The sequence below is a fragment of the Pandoraea iniqua genome (assembly GCF_902459685.1).
GTDB lineage: Bacteria > Pseudomonadota > Gammaproteobacteria > Burkholderiales > Burkholderiaceae > Pandoraea > Pandoraea iniqua.
Window position 1 is genome coordinate 1,064,552 of sequence record NZ_CABPSF010000003.1, and the last position, 15,757, is coordinate 1,080,308.

General features: G+C 61.4%; 12 protein-coding genes and 1 tRNA gene. All 13 read right to left on the reverse strand.

Annotation, left to right across the window (positions count from 1 at the left end; genetic code table 11):
- The gene (locus tag PIN31009_RS15635; RefSeq protein WP_174996093.1) at positions 1-264 is read right to left on the reverse strand and encodes a hypothetical protein; all 264 of its coding nucleotides are present in this window, start codon (positions 262-264) and stop codon (positions 1-3) included.
- 164 nt (positions 265-428) lie between these two features.
- Positions 429-2,012, reverse strand: a complete 1,584-nt coding sequence (locus tag PIN31009_RS15640; RefSeq protein ID WP_150790827.1) for a sensor domain-containing diguanylate cyclase — start codon at positions 2,010-2,012, stop codon at positions 429-431.
- A gap of 462 nt (positions 2,013-2,474) precedes the next feature.
- Positions 2,475-4,748 (reverse strand): bifunctional diguanylate cyclase/phosphodiesterase, encoded by a 2,274-nt coding sequence (locus PIN31009_RS15645; RefSeq protein WP_150790828.1) that lies wholly within the window; start codon positions 4,746-4,748, stop codon positions 2,475-2,477.
- 329 nt (positions 4,749-5,077) lie between these two features.
- Positions 5,078-5,473, reverse strand: a complete 396-nt coding sequence (locus PIN31009_RS15650; protein WP_150790829.1) for a MerR family transcriptional regulator — start codon at positions 5,471-5,473, stop codon at positions 5,078-5,080.
- A 65-nt stretch (positions 5,474-5,538) separates the two neighbouring features.
- Positions 5,539-5,931: an integration host factor subunit alpha gene (locus PIN31009_RS15655; RefSeq protein ID WP_058378175.1), complete on the reverse strand. Its 393-nt coding sequence runs from the start codon at positions 5,929-5,931 to the stop codon at positions 5,539-5,541.
- Positions 5,932-5,992: 61 nt separating this feature from the next.
- Complete coding sequence (pheT, locus tag PIN31009_RS15660; RefSeq protein WP_150790830.1) at positions 5,993-8,434, reverse strand: phenylalanine--tRNA ligase subunit beta; 2,442 nt, start codon at positions 8,432-8,434, stop codon at positions 5,993-5,995.
- Between the two features lie 86 nt (positions 8,435-8,520).
- Positions 8,521-9,534 (reverse strand): phenylalanine--tRNA ligase subunit alpha, encoded by a 1,014-nt coding sequence (gene pheS / locus PIN31009_RS15665; RefSeq protein ID WP_058378173.1) that lies wholly within the window; start codon positions 9,532-9,534, stop codon positions 8,521-8,523.
- Positions 9,535-9,672: 138 nt separating this feature from the next.
- A complete protein-coding gene (gene rplT / locus PIN31009_RS15670) occupies positions 9,673-10,032 on the reverse strand; it encodes a 50S ribosomal protein L20 (protein ID WP_058378172.1) in 360 nt (119 codons plus the stop codon).
- Between the two features lie 25 nt (positions 10,033-10,057).
- Positions 10,058-10,255 (reverse strand): 50S ribosomal protein L35, encoded by a 198-nt coding sequence (rpmI, locus tag PIN31009_RS15675; RefSeq protein WP_058378171.1) that lies wholly within the window; start codon positions 10,253-10,255, stop codon positions 10,058-10,060.
- 176 nt (positions 10,256-10,431) lie between these two features.
- On the reverse strand, positions 10,432-10,950 hold the full coding sequence (gene infC, locus PIN31009_RS15680; RefSeq protein WP_084656116.1) for a translation initiation factor IF-3: 519 nt from the start codon (positions 10,948-10,950) through the stop codon (positions 10,432-10,434).
- A gap of 52 nt (positions 10,951-11,002) precedes the next feature.
- A complete protein-coding gene (thrS, locus tag PIN31009_RS15685) occupies positions 11,003-12,910 on the reverse strand; it encodes a threonine--tRNA ligase (RefSeq protein ID WP_058378169.1) in 1,908 nt (635 codons plus the stop codon).
- A 240-nt stretch (positions 12,911-13,150) separates the two neighbouring features.
- Positions 13,151-13,227 (reverse strand) — tRNA-Val (locus PIN31009_RS15690).
- A 186-nt stretch (positions 13,228-13,413) separates the two neighbouring features.
- A complete protein-coding gene (locus PIN31009_RS15695) occupies positions 13,414-15,735 on the reverse strand; it encodes a RelA/SpoT family protein (protein ID WP_281355871.1) in 2,322 nt (773 codons plus the stop codon).
- Between the last annotated feature and the right edge of the window lie 22 nt (positions 15,736-15,757).

The window sequence follows — 15,757 nt, forward strand, 5'->3', positions numbered from 1 at the left end:
TTAGTGGTGCCAGCCCCAGCCGCCACGGCCGCCCCAGCCTCGGCCACGCCAGCCGCGGTAGTAACCGCCGCCGTAGTAGCCGCCCACGCCGAGGGTCACCACCGGCGCAGGCGCGACGGCGTATCCCGGCGCGTAGCCGTAATAGTTGTAGTAGTCGGAACCGTAGGCCGTGCCGTACGCCGGGCCGCCATAAGGCACAGCGACGCACCCCGCCATAAGCGTCGCGATTGCCGCGCCGCCAGCCAGCATGAGTAAGCGTTTCACGATGATGTCTCCCGCATGAGCCACTCGGGTCGCGCCGCCGAAATGCGGCGCAACTCTTACTCGTTAGACATGCGGGTTCCCGCAAGATGCACGAGGCGTGCACCCTCTTTGGTTACCAAACGTGACATTGGTAACGGCGCCGGAATACTGAGCTACTCAGCGACTCAGAACACCCAGCAGCGATCGCGTCCGGCGCGCTTAGCGCGATAGAGCGCCATGTCGGCGCGCTCGACCATGTTCATCGGCGAATCGTCATCCTGCCACTCCGTGATACCGAAACTCGCCGAGAAGCGCAGCGGCGGTTCGCTGCCTTCGAGCGACTCGCGCTTGCAACGCTCCCGGATACGATCGGCCACACGCAGCGCATCGCGCTCGCTCGCCCCCGGCAGCAGAATCGCAAACTCCTCGCCGCCGATACGCCCGATCAGATCGTCGCCGCGCAGCGTCGACGAACAGACCAGCACAAAGCGGCACAGCACCTGATCGCCGATGGCGTGCCCGTAGGTATCGTTGATCGACTTGAAGTGATCGAGATCGGCCACGATCAGGCTCATCGGCTCATTCTTGCGCTGCGCCGCCTCCAGCAACTGATCGAAACGGTGGAAGAAATAACGGCGCGTGAGACTGCCGGTCAGTTCGTCGTAGCTCGCCTCGAAGGCCAACTGATTATTCGCGGCCCGCAATTCCTCGTTCGACTGACGCGTCTGCCGGTGCAATGTGCGCTCACGCCAATAAATACGGCCAGCCATCATCAGGATGATCACGCCGCCCAGATACAGCAGAAAGCACAACGCGAAATCCTTCGCGTGCTGGCGGGTCAGACTCTCCCACGCACCGACGTTTTCCACCGCGTAGACGGTCAGGTCGTTGCTCGAACTCGCGCGCGTGGTAATGACGAACGGCTTATGAAACTCGTCGAATTCCGACATCTGGTCCAGCAGTTCCTGCGGTACCCACGCGTTGGCACGGCCCGGGGCGCGCTTGAACGGAAAGATGGGCATGCGCGAGAAATCGTTGCGCTGGTAAAGCGCCTGCCGCTCGGGCTCGGACAACCCGCCGAGTTTGCCATCGAGCATGAAGCGATTTTCGAAGCGCGGATCGTTGGCCATGATGACCACGCCGTTGCCGTCGGTGATGAAGGATTCGCCGTTGGCGACCCAGTGACGCAGGCGCGCAAGCCCGATCTTGGTCATCACCACACCGATGAGGATGCCTTCGCGATACACCGGCGCACTGAAATAGAGGCCGGGCGCCTGATGCTCCCAACCTGCCGCATAGCTTTCGAAACGTGCGCCCAGAATGGCGTTCGTGAAGTACGGCATGCCCGCCGCCGTTTGCCCGACGGGCGACGGTGAATCGCGAAAATTGCTCGCTGCCACGCAGACGCCCCGCGTGTCGATGACCCACACGCGGTCGACGCCGAAATAGCCTTGCGCCGATTGCAGAAAGTCGTTGGCACGCGCCACGACTTCCGGTGCGCTCGTCGGCCCGTTGGCGGGACTCAGCACGTCGCGCAGCAGATCGACTTCAGCCAGTGTCGACGGAATCGCCCGCACCATGGACAGATCCGTGTTGATGGCGTGAATCATGCCGTCGGCCACACGATCGGCCACCGTTTGCTCGGCCGCCACGCTCTGCGCGAGCTTGTCGCCAACCAACGAGGTAGCGGTCCGGTCCGCCGCGACCCAGCAGGCGACCAGCACGCCAACCGCAACGCAGGCGGCATAAAGCCAATGCCGTATCCTCATCCGAAAATCAAACGCTCGTTCTAATATTTATCACTTGTTACGTTGGCAAAGCGGTTCGCCTTAATTGATCGCGCTTCTGTCTTTTCCCCGGACAGAAGTTCTGGTCGCGACCGGCATCCGTTGTGCCGGCAAATACCTGCCAATTCTGGTCTGCGCGTCTAACTCTTTTCCCCGTTCCCGATCCTCGGCTTGTCGCGCCCCGTGCCTCCGGATCCTTGCTGCAAACTATTCTCCACCCCGACAATTGCAGGCTGTTGACAGTCTGCCGTGATGATTCTTGTGGCCTGATTACGGTGGTCTTCTTGCGTCCTGCTTGCGCTCTCTTTATCTGGCGAAGTCCCGCTAATTCTATAGCACTCCGACGGTCTACCAGAACCAAAGACTACCAAAACACCGACTTATTACGAATCCCTATTTAATCTATTAACTAGAAAGCTTCGGCCTTTATCATTTGCGCTTCCTTTATCCGCAAATGCCGAAACGCGCAATTACCGATTCCATCTGTTCGATTTCCACCGGCCGGGAAAACCAGTAGCCCTGAGCCGCCAGCGGGACAAAGTGGCGCAACCATGCCAGTTGCCGTTCGTTCTCCACCCCTTCGACGATCAACTCGATACCCAGCGAGCGCGCGATGTTCACGATGTTCGAAATCATCAGGCACGAGCGCGACGAGTCGGGAATCGATTCGACAAAGGAGCGGTCGACCTTGAGGGTGTCGACAGCAAAGCGTGTCAGATAGGATAACGACGAATACCCGGTGCCGAAGTCGTCAAGCGCAATACGCACGCCGGTACGCTTGAGCTGGTTGATCTTCGACTCGACCAGCGCCGGGTTCTTGACCATCACCGACTCGGTAATCTCCAGCTCCAGACGGTTGGGCCCGATGGCGTATTCGCGCACGTAACGCTCGACCAACTCGCAGATATCGCCGCGCCAGAACTGCACCGACGAAACATTGACCGCAAGGCGCAACGACGCCATCGGCGTGTCGCGCCACGCGGCCAGTTGCCGGCAGGCCTGCGCCAGCGCAAATTCACCGATGGCGACAATCTGCCCCGTCGTCTCCGCCAGCGGGATGAACTCGCCTGCGGCAATCACCCCGCGCTCGGGGTGACGCCACCGAATCAACGCCTCCATGCCGCAAATGCAATCCGACTCGAGCGCGACGATCGGCTGATACGCGAGGAAGAACTCACCGTTGGCGAGCGCTTGCTCCATCTGACGCTCCCACACCACTAACTGGTGCGCCTGATACGTCATCTGCTGTGAGTACACCCTCACGACGCTCTTGCCGGCCTCTTTCGCTGAATACATGGCGAGGTCGGCCTTCTTGATCAGGTCGGCCTCGGTTTCTTCCGGCTTGGACCAGAAGGTCACACCGATACTCGCGTGCAACGCAAACGACGTGCTATCGGCCACCATCGGTGCCTTCAAGGCCGCGAGCAGCAACTCGGCGAGCGGTTCCGCGTGGGTCACCGCGTCGTCGCCCCGCAGCACCACCATGAACTCGTCGCCGGCGAAGCGCGCGAGCAACGCTTCAGGCGGCACGCGCGCGATGAAGCGCTCTGCCACCTGCCGGATGATCTCGTCACCCTGCGCGTGTCCGAGCGTGTCGTTCACGCTCTTAAAGTTATCCAGATCGATATGCAGCAGGGCCACTTTGCCGACGTTGCCAGCGTCGGACAGGTCGTTTCGCAACGACTCCATCAAGGCATAGCGATTGGGCAAACCGGTCAGCGCGTCGTAGGAGATCAAGCGTGTGAGTTGCTGATCGCGGCCGATCAGGCGTTGCATCAGGTAGGCAATAAGCGCGAAAAACACCACCAACGCCACCGAGACAAACGTCGCCATCGTGAGATAGACGCGCTCCACGTGACGATACTCGGCCAGTTCCTCGTCCATCGACAAACCGACCTGCACGGCCAGCGGATAGTCGCCGAGGTGGCGGTAAGCCACCACACGTTCGACGCCGTCGATCGGATCGCGCTGTACACCCGAGTTACGTTGCGCGGCCGGAAATGGTGGCAACTCACCCGTCCCGGTCACCGCCACCCCTGCGCCGGTGCTGCGCGCGAGCAGCGTGCCGTCGTCGGCGATCACGGCGATTTGACCGTACTGTCCGAGCACGGCGTTAGTGTAGAAGTCTGCGGTGAAGTAACTTGGCTCTTGCGAAACGACGACGACCCCGGCGAAGCTGCCATCGGGATTATTCAGACGACGCGTGAATTGCAGCACCCACTTGCGTGACAAGCGGCCAAATACGGGGTGACTGATGAAGAGGTTCTCGCTCGCATTGTCGAGATGCACGCGAAAGTGCTCGCGGTCGGCAATGCTCACGCCGTTGCTGCGACCGGGGATGGTGGCCGCCGTGATGTTGCCTTGGGCATCGGCCAGACTCACGAGCACCATGTGACGGTCGGCAACGATCCCCGCGTCCAGCGTTCCGTTCAGACTGAACTCGCTGCGATGATGTTCGAACTCGTACTTGACGAAACGGGTGATCTGATCGACCTGACGGATCGCACGCAGAGTTTGCTGTTCCAGCGCGTTGGCGACGGTCGACGCCGATGCCGCCGCGTCGCGCAGAATGGCCTTGTGTTCGATGGAGATGCGCCACAGCACCGCTGTCCAAACGAGGACAAGGATCAGGAAACCGAAAATCAGAATCGCGACGATAGAACGATAGGACGTCGTCCAGCGCCCGCGCCTCGCTCCCGTCGTGCTCGGTTCCACCATAGGTCGAGATCCTTTCAGCCATCGCGCCCCCGCCCGATGGTCGATGTTGGCCCGGAATGTTCAGAGGATCCAACGAGCGGTGACTGATATCGCCGCCATGTTTTCCGGCAAGTGTAAGACAATCGGCCCGGCCCTGAAAGCCGTTCCACGTCACTCAATCGGGGGATGTTTATCGCGCACCCGGACACTTGCCATGTCGATTTTGCCACCGGCGCGCGCAACCCCGCCGTAACGGCGTCTCTTATCTCGGATTACGGAGTTTTCGGCGTTTGCCGCATCGGGAGAATCCCGGAGACAGACACGCTGCGGCGAACGCGCAGACGTGGAATTCAGGTCTTGAGCAGATCGATGACCGCTTCGAGCTTGCGGCGCAGATCGTCGACGTCGAGGCCGTTCTCGGCGTCGTCCGTCCCCGCTTCGGAGGCAGCGCGTGCCGCAGCCGCGACCGCATTGCGGGCACCACGCGGCGTATCGGCCTCAAGCCGGTTGCGGGCACCGTTGATGGTGAAACCCTGCTCATAGAGCAGTTCCCGGATACGCCGGATCAGCAGGACTTCATGATGTTGGTAGTACCGTCGATTGCCGCGGCGTTTGACCGGGCGCAGTTGCGTGAACTCCTGCTCCCAGTAGCGCAGCACGTGCGGCTTGACGCCACACAACTCGCTCACTTCACCGATGGTGAAGTAACGCTTGGCGGGAATCGGCGGCAAGGCAACGTGATCCATCGCGGCGTCAGCGTGTTTGAACGACAGTTAGGATACGGCCGCCACAGAAAGCGGCGGCCGGGGACTTACTTGCTCAGTACGCCAGACTCCACCATCGACTTGAGCTTCTGACTGGCGTGGAAGGTCACGACACGACGGGCAGCGATCGGAATCGCTTCGCCCGTCTTCGGGTTGCGGCCCGGACGTTGCGGCTTGTCGCGCAACTGGAAGTTGCCGAAGCCGGAGAGCTTGACGCTGTCACCCGATTCGAGCGCATCGCGGATCGATTCGAAAAACGCTTCGACCATATCCTTGGCCTCGCGCTTGTTCAGACCCACGTGCTCGAACAACAACTCGGCCAGTTCGGCCTTGGTCAGCGTCGGCGCTTCGGTGCCGACTTCGTTCACTTCGCTACGACCCAGCGCGATTCGCTGCGCCGCGAGCATGGCTTCAAATTCACCAGGATTCATTTCGTTCATACGTCCCACGCGATGGCGATGACAGTGCGATAAACCACTCGCAACCAGACTCTACAATGCTTTACGCGCGCAAACGTGCGCCGAACGCGTCTCCAACCCGTTGTACCAACGCAGCGACGGCGCGCTCGACGGTCTCGTCCTGGAGGGTACCCGAGGGGTCTTGCAGAGTAACACGAAACGCCAGGCTTTTGTCTTGCGCGCCAAGCGATCCCGACGCTGCGCCGGCCTTCGGACGGAACTCGTCGAACAGGCGCACAGCCTGCACCACGCTGCACGCCGGGTCGTCCTGACGTGCCGCCAGCATCGCGTCGATCAGCGGCTGCACCGCCTGCGACTGCGACACCACGAGTGCGAGATCTCGCGTGACCGGCGGGAACTTCGAGATCTCCTCGTAGCTCGCCACATCGCGCGCGAACAGGGCGTCCGCTTCGATCTCGAACAGCACCGGTGCGTGCGGCAGGTCGTACTTCTGCTGCCAACGCGGATGCAATTCACCCACAAAGCCGACGCGTTTGCCGTCCACTTCGATGGCGGCGCTACGTCCCGGATGCAACGCCGGATGCTCGGCCTTCACGAAGCGTGCCGTGCGCGGTGCAAGCAGCGCTTCGAGGTCGCCCTTCACGTCGAAGAAGTCGACCTGACGTGATGCGGCGCCCCATTGTTCGTCGAACACCGGACCGTACGCGAGTGCTGCCACGGTCACCGGCTGGCGATAGCCGCCCACCGTCAGTTCGCCCGACGCCACCGTGTTGTCGCGGTGGTACGTGCGGCCGATTTCGAACACGCGAACGCGCGAGGCCTTGCGGTTCAGGTTGTAGCGCGTGGTGGCGATCAGGCTGCCGATGAGCGTGGAACGCATCACGGCGAGGTGGCTCGCGATCGGGTTGAGCAGCTTGATCGGGTTGTCGTTGCCGGCAAAGTCGGCTTCCCACTCCACGTCGACGAAGCTGAAGCCCACCGTCTCGTGATAGTCGCGTGCCGCAATGGCGTGACGCACCGCGTGTTGCGAGCGGCGGCCTTCCTGCGTCGGACGCATGGCGCTTGCCGCGACCGGCGGGTTGGCCGGAATGCGGTCGAAGCCGTAGATGCGTGCGATTTCTTCGATCAGGTCTTCTTCGATTTCGATGTCGAAGCGATACGACGGCGGCGTGACTTCAAAGAGGCCGTCCTTCAGTGCGAACGGCAGACCGAGGCGCGTGAAGATGTCACCCATCTCCTGCTCGCTCACGGGCACGCCCAGAATCTTGACGGCACGGGCCACACGCATCGTCACCGGCTTACGCTCGGGCAGACGGGCGACCTGATCTTCCAACGGGCCAGCCTGACCACCGCAAATCTCGAGCACGAGTTGCGTGGCGCGTTCCAGCGCACGCACGTTGCCGGCGAAGTCGACGCCACGCTCGAAACGGTGCGACGCGTCGCTCGTGAAGTTGTACTTGCGGGCGCGGCCCTGAATGGCTTGCGGGAAGAAGAAGGCACCTTCAAGGAAGATGTTCTGCGTTTCCAGACCGGCCTTGGTCGAGTCGCCACCCATGATGCCGGCCAGCCCGATCGGGCCGCTGGCGTCAGTAATGGCGAGCACGCTCTCGTCGAGCGTGACGGTTTGTTCGTTGAGCAGCTTGAGCGTTTCACCCGCGCGGCCGAAGCGCACGTCGATGCCGCCTTGCAGACGGTTCAGGTCGTACACGTGCAGCGGCTGGCCCAGTTCGAGCATCACGTAGTTGGTGATATCGACCAGTGCCGAGATGCTGCGCTGACCGGCGCGCTCGAGGCGCTCGACCATCCAGCGCGGCGACGGTGCAGCAGCGTTCACGTTGCGGATGATACGGCCGCCGAAACGACCGCAGCCTTCCGGCGAACTGATCTTCACGGGGAACGTGTCGGTGATCGTCGACGGCTGCGCGCCTTGGCCCGGCAGATCCTTCAGCGGGGCCCCGGTGATCGCGGCCACTTCGCGCGCGACGCCGAGCAACGACAGGCAGTCCGCCTTGTTCGGGGTGAGCTTCACGACGAAGACGGTGTCGTCCAGATCGAGATACTCGCGGATGTTCATGCCCACCGGCGCATCTTCCGGCAGGATCATCAGACCGCCATGGTCTTCCGAGAGCTTGAGCTCACGGGCAGAACACAGCATGCCGAAGCTTTGCACGCCGCGCAGCTTGCCGATCTTGATCTGGAACGGGGCCGCGCCGGGTTCTGCCGGCGGCAGTGCCGCACCAACCGTGGCGCACGGCACTTTGATGCCCGGGGCAACGTTGGGCGCGCCGCACACGATGGTGAGCGTCTCGCCGGTGCCGGCATCCACCTGACACACATTCAGGCGGTCGGCATCCGGGTGACGGGCCACTTCGAGCACCTTGGCCACCACGACGCCGGTAAACGGCGGCGCGACAGGGTCGGCTTCCTCGACTTCGAGCCCGGACATCGTCAGGGCGTGCGCCAACGCGTCGGTCGACAGATCTGGGTCGACCAGGGTACGCAGCCACGATTCAGAGAATTGCATGGATCAGTTCGCTCGCAGTTAAGTCTTCACATCCGAGAGCCCGGCGGCAGCGGCTTGGCGCGCCAGCACAGGGCCGTCGACATCAATTACATGAATTGGCGCAGGAAGCGCAGGTCGTTCTCGTAGAACAGACGCAGGTCCTGCACGCCATAGCGCAGCATCGTCAGACGCTCGAGGCCCGAGCCAAATGCGAAACCGATGTAGCGCTCCGGGTCGAGCCCCATGTTGCGCACCACGCTCGGATGCACTTGCCCCGAACCCGAAATCTCCAGCCACTTGCCGGCGTTCTTGCCGGTTTCGAACTGCATGTCGATCTCGGCAGACGGTTCCGTGAACGGGAAGTACGACGGGCGGAAGCGCACCTGAATGTCGTCGCGCTCGAAGAATTTGCGCAGAAAATCGGTGTACACGCCCTTCAGATCGGCAAAGCTGATGTCTTCGGCAATCCACAGGCCTTCGACCTGATGGAACATCGGCGAGTGCGTGGCATCGGAGTCGACGCGATAGGTACGCCCCGGGGCGATGACCTTGATCGGTGGCTTGTTCATGCGCGCGTAACGCACCTGCATCGGGCTGGTGTGCGTGCGCAGCAGCAACGGCTTGCCGGCGTCGTCGTTACCTTCGACATAGAAGGTGTCCTGCATCGAACGGGCCGGGTGGTTCTCCGGGCTGTTCAGGGCAGTGAAGTTGAACCAGTCGGTTTCGATCTCGGGGCCGTCGGCCACGTCGAACCCGATGGAACGGAAAATCTGTTCAACGCGCTCCCAGGTATTGAGCACGGGGTGCAGGCTACCGGCACCCAGACCACGCCCGGGCAGCGTCACGTCGATGGCCTCGGCGGACAAGCGCGCATCGAGCAGCGCATCGGCCATGGCCTGACGGCGCGCCTGCAAGGCGCCTTCGATCTGTTGCTTGGCCGCGTTGATCCGTGCGCCTTCGCTCTTGCGGGCTTCGGGATCGAGCTTGCCGAGGCCTTTGAGCAACTCGGTCAATTGGCCGGTCTTGCCAAGAAAGCGGGCTTTCTCGTTTTCCAGCGCGGCGGCGTCGGGAGCGGCGGCGAACGCACGCTGCGCTTCGCTGACGATAAGTTCCAGATCCATATGCTACAGGCTCAAGTTAGGCGGACGAATGGCCGCATGTACATGCAAAAAAGCAGTCGAAAAACAAAAGGGGGCTCCGATGAGAGCCCCCTCCTGGCGAATGGCGCGCGGTAAAACGCGCTATACGCTAACTACAGCTTAGGCTGCGACGGCGGCTTTCACCTGGGCGACAACCGCGGCAAATGCCGGCTTGTCGTTGATGGCCATGTCGGACAGCACCTTACGGTCGAGTTCGATCGAGGCCTTCTTCAGACCAGCGATAAACACGCTGTAGGTCATACCGTGCTGACGCACACCTGCATTGATACGCGCAATCCACAAGGCGCGGAACACGCGCTTCTTGTTACGGCGATCGCGATAGGCGTATTGCCCAGCGCGCATGACCGCTTGCTTAGCGATGCGGAAGACGTTATTGCGGCGGCCGCGGAAACCCTTGGCTGCTGCGATGACTTTCTTATGGCGGGCCCGTGCAGTGACCCCACGTTTGACTCGAGGCATATTTCTCTCCTATCTAAGTCGGGGTTTAAGCGAAGGGCAGCATTGCGCGTACGGAGTTCATATCGGAATCATGAACGCCGACGGCACCGCGCAGGTGACGCTTATTCTTGGTGGACTTCTTCGTCAAAATGTGACGCTTGAAAGCCTGACCACGCTTAACGGTACCGCCCGGACGCACGCGAAAGCGCTTCTTGGCACCGCTCTTGGTTTTCATCTTAGGCATGAAAAACTCCGAGGTTTTTAACATGATCACAGGTGTGACGCCAAAATCGCGCCCCTTGTAGAACCCGGGATCACTTGTGTTCAGGGCCTGACTGCACCCTGTATCGCTACTGCGGCCCTCTCGGGTCGCAGTGCAATTCTTTACTGCCCGGCAGTGTCAATCGACACCGCCACGGCTTATTTCTTCTTCGGCGCGATGACCATGATCATCTGACGGCCTTCCATCTTCGGCATCTGTTCCGGCTGACCGAACTCTTCGAGGTCGGACTTCAGACGTTCCAGCATACGAGCGCCGATTTCCTGGTGAGCCATCTCACGGCCGCGGAAACGCAGCGTGATCTTGGTCTTATCGCCGTCTTCGAGGAACCGCTTCAGATTGCGCAACTTGACGTTGTAGTCGCCGTCGTCAGTGCCAGGCCGGAATTTGACTTCCTTGATCTGGACAATCTTCTGCTTCAGCTTGTTCTCGTGCGCCTTCTTCTGTTCCGAATACTTGAACTTGCCGTAGTCCATCAGACGGCACACCGGCGGCTGCGCCGTCGGTGCGATTTCCACCAGATCGACATCAGCCTCTTCGGACAGACGGAAAGCTTCGGCCAGTTTCATGATGCCGAGAGCCTCGCCATCAACGCCAGTTAGACGCACTTCAGGCGCGGTGATTTCGCCATTAATGCGATGCGACTTATCGGTAGCGATGTTGCTATTCCTCGAAAAAAGTCAAAAATTTAGCCGCGCTGTCCGACAGGCGTTATTGGAACGATGCGCATTCTTGCGCAAGACGTTCGATGAGCGCGTCAACGGGCATCACACCCAGATCCACGCCGCCACGGGCACGCACGGCTACCGTATTCGCCTCTTGCTCTTTGTCCCCCACTACCACGAGATAGGGAACTTTCTGCAACGAGTGCTCGCGTATTTTATAGCTAATTTTCTCGTTGCGCAAATCGGCCCGGGCCCTAAGCCCTTGTTCTTGCAACTTTTTCGTCACTTCGAGTGCGTAATCGGCCGTTTTTTCGGACACATTCATCACGATCAGCTGCTCCGGCGCCAGCCAGGCGGGCATTGCACCAGCATGGTGCTCGATCAAAATACCGATGAAACGCTCTAACGAACCCAAAATGGCACGGTGAAGCATAACCGGGCGTTTGCGGCTGTTGTCTTCCGCCACGTACTCGGCATCCAGACGCTCCGGCATCGAGAAATCGACCTGCATCGTGCCGCACTGCCACTGACGGCCGAGCGCATCCTTGAGCGTGTACTCGATCTTCGGACCGTAGAACGCGCCATCGCCCTCGGCGATCACGAATTCGCAGCCCGAACGGCGCAGCGATTCCATCAGCGCGAATTCGGCCTTGTCCCAGTTTTCGTCGGAACCGACACGATGCTCAGGGCGCGTTGCGACCTTGTAGATCATGTCCGAGAAGCCAAAATCCTTGTACACGGCGTGCAGCAAGGCCGTGTAGTTCACGCACTCGTCGAGAATCTGGTCTTCCGTACAGAAGATGTGACCGTCGTCCTGCGTGAAGCCGCGCACGCGCATCAGGCCGTGCAAGCCGCCCGACGGCTCGTTGCGGTGGCACTGACCGAATTCACCGTAGCGCAGCGGCAGATCGCGATAGCTGTGCAGCGACGAGTTGAAAATCAGCACATGGCCCGGACAGTTCATCGGCTTGAGCGCGTAAGAGCGGTTCTCCGATTCCGTCGTGAACATGTTGTCTTTGTAGTTCTGCCAGTGGCCCGACTTCTCCCACAGTGAACGGTCGAGAATCTGCGGACCCTTCACTTCCTGGTAACCGTTGTTACGGTAGACGCGGCGCATGTACTGCTCGATCTGCTGCCAGAGCGTCCAGCCCTTCGGGTGCCAGAAGACGAGGCCCGGCGCCTCTTCCTGCATGTGGTAGAGGTCCAGCGCCTTGCCGAGCTTGCGGTGATCGCGCTTTTCGGCCTCTTCGAGCATGTGCAGGTACGCTTCCTGATCTTCCTTCTTCGTCCAGGCCGTACCGTAGATGCGCTGCAACTGCTCGTTCTTCGCGTCGCCGCGCCAGTAGGCGCCGGCCACCTTCATCAGCTTGAAGACTTTGAGCTTGCCCGTGGACGGCACGTGCGGGCCGCGGCAAAGATCGACGAACTTGCCTTCGCGGTACAGACCGATTTCGTCCGTCGCGGGGATCGATTCGATGATCTCGGCCTTGTACTTCTCGCCCATCGACAGGAACAGACGCACGGCGTCGTCACGCGAGAGCACTTCGCGCGTGACCGGCTCGTCCTTCTTGGCGAGCTCGTGCATCTTCTTCTCGATGGCTTCGAGGTCTTCCGGCGTGAACGGGCGGTGGAAGGCGAAGTCGTAGTAGAAGCCGTTCTCGATGACCGGGCCGATCGTGACCTGCGCCTCGGGGAACAACTCCTTGACGGCGTATGCCAGCAAGTGAGCCGTCGAGTGACGAATGACGTCGAGACCGTCGGCGTCCTTGTCCGTGACGATTGCCAGATTTACGTCGCGATCGATCAGATAGGACGTATCGACGAGCTTACCGTCGACGCGACCGGCGAGAGCCGCCTTGGCCAGACCCGTGCCGATCGAGCCGGCGACCTGGGCCACCGTCAGCGGGGCTTCGTACTGGCGTTGCGAACCGTCAGGCAAACGTACCGAAATCATGTCGCACTCCCATGCGCTAAAACGTCACGCGCGGCCCACGCCACGCGGCAAAACCACGAAAAAAAACGGCCTCGACTGTCGTCGAGGCCGTCTCTTCATTCCTTGCATCCAGACGAAAAACACCCTCGACTAACGTCGTACCTTCACCACTGTGAAAGTTCGGGCCGTTTTCAACATGAGTGTTTTCTTCCAGCGTCTGTGTCTGCGGGGTCTCGCGGACTGTAATGCTTCAAAATTCGTTGGTAGGCTCGATTGGACTCGAACCAACGACCCCCACCATGTCAAGGTGGTGCTCTAACCAGCTGAGCTACGAGCCTATTGCAAGAGAACGAGATTCTAGCAAGATTTCCGCACATCGCCAAGCGATTATTGTGCCTGATCACCAAAAACCGCGTCGGGCGGGGCTTTCCGGCAGCTTCCTTGCGCAGAAACCGCGCCACCGTTCAGCCCTCCCCGCCCGGTTTTGTCCCGCTTTTGCCGTGCGTGCGTCTGGCGTTGCCCGCCTATCGGCGCCGGGACGACACGACGCCCGTCACCCCGGTGAGTTGCGCCAGCGCCCGCTGCAACTGGCCGCCATCGCGCACTTCGACGGTGAATTGCATGAACGCCTGCGCCCCCTTCGACTGGGTGCTCACGCCCGTGACATTGAGCTTCTCGCGAGAAAACACTTCCGAGATGTCGCGCAGCAGCCCTTGACGGTCGGTCGCCTCGATCTGAATATCGACCGGATATGCCGCTACGCCACGGCCCTCAAGCACGTCGCCCGACCAAGCAGTCTGAATCACGCGCTCCGGCGCACGCGCCTTCATCGCCTGAAAACTCGTGCAGTCCTGCCGGTGGATCGATACGCCCTTGCCGCGTGTGACGAACCCCACGATCGGATCGGGCGGCGCCGGACGGCAGCATTTGGCCAGTTGCGTGAGCAAGGCGCCCACACCGACCACCAGCACGCCGCTCTTCGCGCCCTGCGCAACGCTCGTATCCAGACTCTTCTTGGCAACGAGCGTATCTTCATCACGCGGATCCGGCCCGGGCAGGTTGCCCGACAGCGCCTGCTCGACGTGACGCAGACTGAACTCGTCTTTCGCCACCGACGCGTACAGGTCGTCCGGCGTCTTGAAGCCCAGCCGCGCCGCCAGTTCTTCCAGATTGACCGACGTCTTGCCTTCGCGCTGCAAGGTCTTGTCGATCAGCGCTCGTCCGTGCGAAATCGTCTCTTCGAGATCGATCGTGTTGAACCACTGGCGCACCTTCTGCCGCGCCCGATGGCTCTGCAAATACCCCAACTGCGGATTGAGCCAGTCGCGCGACGGCCCACCCTGCTTGACCGTCACGATCTCGACCGTCTGGCCGTTTTGCAGTCCGGTGTTGAGCGGCACCATCGCGCCGTCGACCCGCGCGCCACGGCAGCGATGCCCCAGCTCCGAATGCAGGTGATACGCGAAGTCGATCGGTGTGGCGCCCTGCGGCAACGAAATCACGCGCGCCTGCGGCGTCAGCACATAAATGTGGTCGTCGATGGTCGCGCGCTTGAGCTGCTCCCACGGCTGCGCAGCCCCTTCGGCGCCCACCGTGTCTGCAACATCGTCTTTCCACGCCAGCAACTGCCGCAGCCACGCAATCTTCTCGTCGTAAGCGTCGCCCGCCGAAAACGCGCCGCCATACCCGCGCTGCCCCGCTTCCTTGTAACGCCAGTGCGCGGCGATGCCGTACTCGGCAAAGTGGTGCATCTCGTGCGTGCGGATCTGCACCTCGAACGCCCGGCCGTCGTCGCCGATGACCACGGTATGCAGCGACTTGTAGCCATTGGGCTTGGGCCGCGAGATGTAATCGTCGAACTCTTTCGGAATGGGCTGCCACAGGTTATGGACAATGCCCAGCACCGTGTAGCAATCCTTGATGTCGTCCACGATCACACGAAACGCGCGCACGTCGTAAAGCTCAGCGAAGTCGACGGCTTTGCCGCGCATCTTCTTCCAGATACTGAAGATGTGCTTCGGCCGGCCGGACACTTCGGCCTTGACACCAGCGCGTGCCAGTTCGTCCTGCAACCGCTCGATCGCCCCTTCGATGAAGGTCTGCCGCTCGACACGCTTCTCTTCGAGCAACTTGGCGATCTGCTTGTACGTCACCGGCTCGAGAAAGCGGAACGCCAGGTCTTCCAGCTCCCACTTCAGTTGCCAGATCCCGAGACGGTTTGCCAGCGGCGCGTAGATTTCGAGGACTTCGTGGGGCATGTCCTCCGGCGGCGCCTTCTTCTGCGCGGCATACCAGCGCAGCGATTGCAACCGCGACGCCAGCCGGATCATCACGACGCGAATGTCCTGCGCGAACGCGAGCAGCATCTTACGCAAGGCTTCCACCTGCGACTTGCGTTCATCGGAGGCATCGCGGTCGCGTCCGTCCGACGGCATGGCGTGTGCCGCCAGCGAGCCTGCGCCCGAGAGACGCTGCAACTTACGGACGTCGATGACCAGCGCGCAGACTTCGGCACCGAACTTCTGCGTCAGCGTCGTTTGGGTATCGGAGAGAAATTCGCCCGCGCAGAAAAGCGCTGCGGCCTGATGTGTCGCCTCGTCCACGCGCAACGTGTCGAGAATGGCGAGCATGCCGCGCGCATGCGCCATGACCGGCTCGCCGGACGAGAGGACGTTCTCGCCGCACAGCACGCCGGCAAACGCGAGGGCGTCGTCGAGCGTCGCGGGCAATGCAGCAGGCAATGACGCGGGCGGCGATGCGTCGCCCACGCCCGCCGTGGCACTCGTCGGATTCTTGGAATTCGTCGAGTTCGTGGCAGCGGGCGTCGGCGCTTGATGTTGGGTCATGTCGTTACGCGGGGCAGCGAGT

What these genes read in the sequence shown, in the direction of transcription:
- pheT (WP_150790830.1), bottom strand. Translation starts at nt 8,434, where the DNA reads ATGCAATTCTCTGAATCGTGGCTGCGTACCCTGGTCGACCCAGATCTG.
- pheS (WP_058378173.1), bottom strand. Translation starts at nt 9,534, where the DNA reads ATGGATCTGGAACTTATCGTCAGCGAAGCGCAGCGTGCGTTCGCCGCC.
- PIN31009_RS15655 (WP_058378175.1), bottom strand. Translation starts at nt 5,931, where the DNA reads ATGAACGAAATGAATCCTGGTGAATTTGAAGCCATGCTCGCGGCGCAG.
- PIN31009_RS15695 (WP_281355871.1), bottom strand. Translation starts at nt 15,735, where the DNA reads ATGACCCAACATCAAGCGCCGACGCCCGCTGCCACGAACTCGACGAAT.
- PIN31009_RS15640 (WP_150790827.1), bottom strand. Translation starts at nt 2,012, where the DNA reads ATGAGGATACGGCATTGGCTTTATGCCGCCTGCGTTGCGGTTGGCGTG.
- rpmI (WP_058378171.1), bottom strand. Translation starts at nt 10,255, where the DNA reads ATGCCTAAGATGAAAACCAAGAGCGGTGCCAAGAAGCGCTTTCGCGTG.
- rplT (WP_058378172.1), bottom strand. Translation starts at nt 10,032, where the DNA reads ATGCCTCGAGTCAAACGTGGGGTCACTGCACGGGCCCGCCATAAGAAA.
- thrS (WP_058378169.1), bottom strand. Translation starts at nt 12,910, where the DNA reads ATGATTTCGGTACGTTTGCCTGACGGTTCGCAACGCCAGTACGAAGCC.
- PIN31009_RS15650 (WP_150790829.1), bottom strand. Translation starts at nt 5,473, where the DNA reads ATGGATCACGTTGCCTTGCCGCCGATTCCCGCCAAGCGTTACTTCACC.
- PIN31009_RS15645 (WP_150790828.1), bottom strand. Translation starts at nt 4,748, where the DNA reads ATGGTGGAACCGAGCACGACGGGAGCGAGGCGCGGGCGCTGGACGACG.